The following is a 5,760-nucleotide window of genomic DNA, read 5'->3' as shown; positions in this document are numbered from 1 at the left end:
ATGTCGCGACTGTAGCGCGTGTACTCGTTGCGCTGGTACTGGCCGATCCAGCCCGAGCCGGGCTCACCGTAGAACAGGCCTCCGACCGCCATGAGCGCACGGTCGTCGGTGAAGCGCCGTCGCGCCTCGGCCAGGAACCCCTGATCGAGCACGGTGTCGGCGTCGACGACCATGACGACGTCGTTCTCCCCCAGCTCCGGCAGCAGGTCCGCGAGGACCTGGTTGAGCCCGCCCGCCTTCTTGTGCCGGTTCTCCCGTGTCTCGAACACCTCCACCCCGGCGGCCACGGCGAGGTCCGGCGTCGCGTCGGTGCAGTTGTCGGCCACGACGATGATGCGCTCGGGCGCGGCATCCTGCGCCTGCAACGCCTCGATGGTCGCCGAGATCCGGTCCGCCTCGTTGTGCGCGGGAACGAGAACGGTGATCGTGACCGGTCCGTGGAACACCCCTCGAGTGGCCGCCATGACGACCTTCGGCGCGAGCGGGATGTCCTCGGCGTCGGAGGACCTGCGATAGCGGTTGGTGACGGCCACCTCCACCACGACGGCGATCGCGACGAACACCACAGAGACGGTGACGGCGGCGATGAGCACGCTGGCCGGCGGGGAATAGTCGTCGTAGAGGACGTTCCACAGACCGAACAGTCGGACCTCGCGAGCGCCCGGAGAGGTCGGATCCGACAGAGAGATGGCGAGCCAGAGCATGAGACCTGCCATCGCCGCCAGCCCCACCACGCCGATGCCGACGATCCGGCCCATCGAGAAGCGTTCCCTGCTCATCTGTCCTCCATGTCGACTCCGACGGCCGAATCCACGAGGTGCGTGGAGAGGAACTCGTCGAGGGGAAGCGACATCCCGATGTGGGAGCCCTGTGCGTACGTGATCCCCGCGAGTCGGGCAGCGGAGAGAATCCGCTCGTCGGAGACGAATTCGGCCACTGTGCGCATGCCCTGCCCCTCGGCGAGGTCGACGATGGACCTCACTATGCCGCTGTCGATGTCGCCGTCGGCCATGTTCTCCACGAACTCACCCGCGATCTTCACGATGTCGACCTCCAGTTGCCTCAGGTAGCGGTACGGCTCGCACCCCGCGCCGAAGTCGTCGAGGGCGAGGCTCACCCCGTGCTCACGCATGGTCCGTCGGAAACTGCGCGCGGACTCGATGTCCGTGATCGGTGCCGTCTCCGTCACCTCGAGCACGAGCGAGCCGAACGGCACTCGGTGGACCTCGAGCTCGGACACGATGACGCGCGCGACCTCGTCCGACCCGAGCGACTGCGCCGAGATGTTGAGCGAGAGGCGGAATCCGGGCCTGGCACGCTGCAGTTGCGGCAGCAACCGGATCCCCCGCCGCAGGACCCGCGAATCGAGTTCCGGTCCGAGACCCGCTCGCTCCACCGCCGCCACGAACTCGCCGGTCGACATCTCCTGCGCAGAACCCGCGTCACGGACGAGCCCCTCGGCGAGCACCACCCGTCCGGTCGCCAGTTCGACGATCGGCTGCAGCTCGAGAGTCAACGCGTCCGATCTGAGAATGCGCTCGACACGGTCTCGGGGGACGACCGGCGGGACCGGACCGGCGCTCCCCCCCCCGGCGCCGGGCGCGACAAAGCAATCCCCCCCCGGACGCTTGGCGTCGTAGAGCAACGCGTCCGCGCGGAGCAGCACGTCGGTGGCGCGGTAGCGGGCGTCGGCGAACAGTGCGACGCCGATGCTCGCGGTGACCCGACTCAGGGCATCGGGGCGGTCACGGAACCGCCGGCGCACAGCGTCGACGATCCCGCCGGCGACCGCGATCGCGATCGATTTGTCGGCGCTTGGAAGGACAATGGCGAACTCGTCGCCGCCGAGTCGGGCGACGACATCCGTCGAGCGGACGGACGCCGTCAGCAACTGCGCGAACTCGACCAGGAGCTCGTCGCCAACATGGTGTCCGAGCAGGTCGTTCACCGACTTGAAATCGTCGAGGTCGATGAGGAGTAGCGCCCCGGCCCCCGACTCGGATGCGCTGCGCTCGAGGATCGACTCGAACTCCCGATCGAACCGACGGCGGTTGATCAGTCCGGTGGTCGCGTCGTGGTCGGCGAGGTGGGAGACCAGGTCGTGAAGCTCCTGCCTCTCGGTCACGTCGACCGCGTTGACGAGCAGTTGCGGGGACGACTCGTCCCCTCGGGTCATGGTGCGGAGCGAGAGCGCGACCATGACGCTCCGCCCGTCCGCGGCGCCGAGGGAGCGATCGGCGCGGACGAGCGTCCCTGGTTCGCCCAGGGCCAGGCCGATTTCCTCGTGCAGGTCCCCGTCGACGCAGAACTCGTCCAGGCGACGCCCCGGAAGTCGGTCCTCCGGGACACCCACCAAGTCGCCGAATGCGCGGTTGGCCTGCAGGATCCTGCCGTCGGTGCCGAGGGTCGCGACGCCTTGCGGCGCGTCATCGAACAGGTCCTGGGCCTCGTCGCGGGCGCGCTGGAGTTCCCGCACCAACCGGTGACCTTCGGTGAGGTCGTGGTACAGGAGGAGCGCCTGATCGGGTTCGGCTCCTCCCGGTCCGTAGAGCGGCGACGCGCTCACCGAATAGGTCCGGCGGTCGCCGCTCGGGGCACCAGGGGACGGATCGGCGAGCTCTACGATCATCGCTCGCACGGATCCGCCCCCGAGCGCCTGTGCGATGGGGCTCAACGTCCCGGGCAGACCCACGTCATAGACCTCGCGGATCGGACGGGACGCGTACCCGCCGCCCGGATTCGCGACCACCACGTCGTATCCCGCCGAGTTGACCGGCATCGCTCGACCTTCACGATCGACGGTGACCACCGCGTCCGGGATCGTCATGGTCAATGCGCTCAGCTCCGCGTTGATCGACGATCGTTGCTGCACGGTCGTCGACACGACGAGAGTCAGTAGGACCGTCAGGATGATGAAGATCTGGATCGCCAACGCCTGTTGGACAGGGGTCTCAGGGGCGGCGAAGGGACCCGCACCGATCCAGTGCGCGAGGATCGCCGCGGTGACCGTGGTGAAGACCGCGTGCACCGCCGCAGACGACACCGGCAGCCTCGTGGCGCTCCAGAACAACGGAAGCGAGGCGAGGTAGGCGATCGGCAGCTCCTGGCCGGGCCCGAAGATCAGCGCGAGCAACACCGACGTCGCGGCGAGCGCGATCGCCGTGTGACGCAACGCCGTGGCGTCCACATCCCGCCGCCCCCACGACGCGATCGCGAGCCCGGGTCCGGCCACGACCATGACGCCCGCGAGATCGCGCAGGACGAGACTCATGTAGAGGGACATCGAGACGGCGTCGCCGTCGAGTGCGAACCACACCATGCTGACGCACTTGGCCAACGGGAGGGTGATGAGGCTCGCGATGAGCAGCCGATAGACGTCACCGGGTACCGCGATGCGGGCGAGCTTCTCGCGCCCCCTGACCGCGGGTAGCCACTCCTCCCTCTCCCGCACCCGCTCGAGCGCCTCCATGACGGGCCGGATCGCGGGTCCTGAGAGGACGTAGGCCACCCCCAGCAGCCAGACCGTCTCGATAGAACGGCCGTTGACGAGGAGCATGTACGAGGTGGGAACGGCGAAGACGAACGCGCACACCAGCAGGAACGACCGCCGACTCCGACACGTCAATGCCCACCACACCGCGACGCCGGCGGACGGCCAGACCAGCGAGACGGCCGTCCCCGGATTCACGAACTTCACCGTCGCCACCGCGACGACGAGGTAGGCGAGCGCGAAGAGACCATGCCGCAGCAGAGGCCGATCCGCGAGTGGACTACGTCCGGCCGACGCGCCTCCGGCGACGCGGGGCGGACCACCGGTCGGATTTATATAGAAAGCCTAATCGACCATCCGGTCGCGGCCGTCCGGGGCAGCCCCGGTCGTGCCCCACAGCGCCGCCGGTGCTTGTCGCCGCCACGTGCTCACCGCCCGACCCGTGCCGTCAGGTCACCCGCGAGCGCCGTCAGTCGCCGACCGGTTGCAGCTCGGGCGCGACGTCGTCGGCGTCGTCGTCCTCGCGGCGCGCCGGCGGGGTCGCCGGCAGGCCCACGGTCGCGACCAGGCCGACGAGCAGCGCGAATGCCGCACCGAAGGTCGTGACCCGGGCCGCGGTGACCATGGCATCCTCTGCCGCCGTCTGCACCTCCTGGCTCAAGCCGGGCATCGATGACAGTCCCGGGATCGCGGCGCCCGCGGACCCCTTCACCACCGAGACGGTCTGCTCCTGCGCCTGCGGGCTGAGTCCGGCGATCCCCTCGAGATTCGACGACGCCGCGTTGGCGAGCGTCGTCACCAGGACCGTGCCGAGGACGGCCACGCCCAGCGCTGCGCCGAGTTGGCGGACCGTGCTCTGCAGCCCGGAGGCCTGCCCGCTCTGCGCGACCGGAACGTCGACCATGATCACGTTGGTGAGCTGGGCGGTGGCGAGCCCGACGCCCACGCCGTAGAGGAAGAGCCACGCCGCGAGCACCCAGGCGTTCGCGGTGGCCGAGATGCTCAGCGCCAGACCCGCCACCGCGGTGACCTCGAGCAGCAGCCCGATCCGCACGATGCTGCGCCCGCCCATCCGTCCGGCGAGCTGGGCGGTGCCACCGGAGATGAGGAAGGTGCCGATTGCGAGCGCGAGGATCAGCAGCCCGGTGTTGAGCGCGGTGAATCCCAGAACGCTCTGCACGTAGAGCGGCAGGGCGAACAGCATGCCGAACTCGCCCAGCGAGACGATGAGCGCGGCGATCGATCCGTAGCGCAGGCTCCGGATGCGCAGCAGCCCGAGATCCAGCAGCACCGGCCTCCCGGCGCGGGCACGGCTGAGTTCGACCACGACGAAGGCCACCATGGACAGGATTCCGATGGCGAACGCGAACGGCACCGGCGAGAGGGCGTAGGGCCAGGTCCACCCGCCGATCGACGGCGCCGTGTCGACGTTCCACCATCCGTAGCGCTGCCCCTCGATCAGGCCGAACACCAGTGCCGACAGACCGACCACCGACAAGGCGATCCCGGCGACGTCGACGCCACGCTCGGCGTGCGGGTCTCTGGTCTCGGGGACCCAGAGGATCGTGCCGACCACGATGAGGATGCCGATCGGCAGGTTGATGAGGAAGGCCCAGTGCCAGCTGACGTATGTGGCGAGCCATCCACCCACGAGCGGGCCGACCGCCGCCATGCCGCCGATCGTCGAACCCCAGATCGCAAAGGCGATCCCTCGCTCGCGGCCGGTGAACATCGCGTTCACGGTCGAGAGCGTGGAAGGCAGGATCATCGCGCCGCCGACACCCTGGAGAAGGCGACCCAGCAGGAGAACCGCGCCGCTGGGGGCGGATGCGGCAATGAGGCTCGCGAGCACGAAGATCGTGATGCCGATGAGCAGGAACCGCCGCCGGCCGAACAGGTCGCCCATGCGACCCACCGTGATCAGCAGCGCCGCAAACACGAGCGCGTAGATCGAGTTCGCCCACTCGGCCTCCGACACGTTCAGCGAGAGGTCCTGGATGAGCACCGGCAGGATGACGTTCACCACGGTGGCATCCATGATGATGATCGACACGGCCAGCGACACCGTCGCCATCGCGTACCAACGCTTGGGATTGGGGGAAGTCTGCGGTTCGCCCACGGGGTTTCTTCGTTCTCGAAGGCTGGTCACTCGGCGCCAGAAGATGCTGACGCGATGTCAGCATACTCCCGGGTCGCCGGTGCCTTGCCAAGAGCCGTGAGGTTCCGGGGCGATCGTCGCGCCACTACACGTTGAAGCGGAACTCCACCAC

3 protein-coding genes are annotated in these 5,760 nt (G+C 68.8%); all 3 read right to left on the bottom strand.

Going from position 1 to position 5,760, the window contains the following annotated elements; genetic code table 11:
* Positions 1 to 779 (bottom strand): glycosyltransferase family 2 protein (locus tag Q0444_RS03140; protein ID WP_291081055.1); only part of this gene is annotated, 779 nt, incomplete at its 3' end.
* The gene (locus Q0444_RS03135) at positions 776 to 3,748 is read right to left on the bottom strand and encodes an EAL domain-containing protein (RefSeq protein ID WP_299021335.1); all 2,973 of its coding nucleotides are present in this window, start codon (positions 3,746 to 3,748) and stop codon (positions 776 to 778) included. The genes Q0444_RS03135 and Q0444_RS03140, both read right to left, overlap by 4 nt.
* A 211-nt stretch (positions 3,749 to 3,959) precedes the next feature.
* Entirely contained in the window at positions 3,960 to 5,609 is a 1,650-nt protein-coding gene (locus Q0444_RS03130) for an MFS transporter (protein ID WP_299021333.1), read from the bottom strand.
* Between the last annotated feature and the right edge of the window lie 151 nt (positions 5,610 to 5,760).

Origin of the sequence: uncultured Dietzia sp., assembly GCF_937873725.1 — a bacterium.
In the GTDB taxonomy this organism is placed as follows: domain Bacteria; phylum Actinomycetota; class Actinomycetes; order Mycobacteriales; family Mycobacteriaceae; genus Dietzia.
This window is presented reverse-complemented; position numbering and strand designations above follow the sequence as displayed.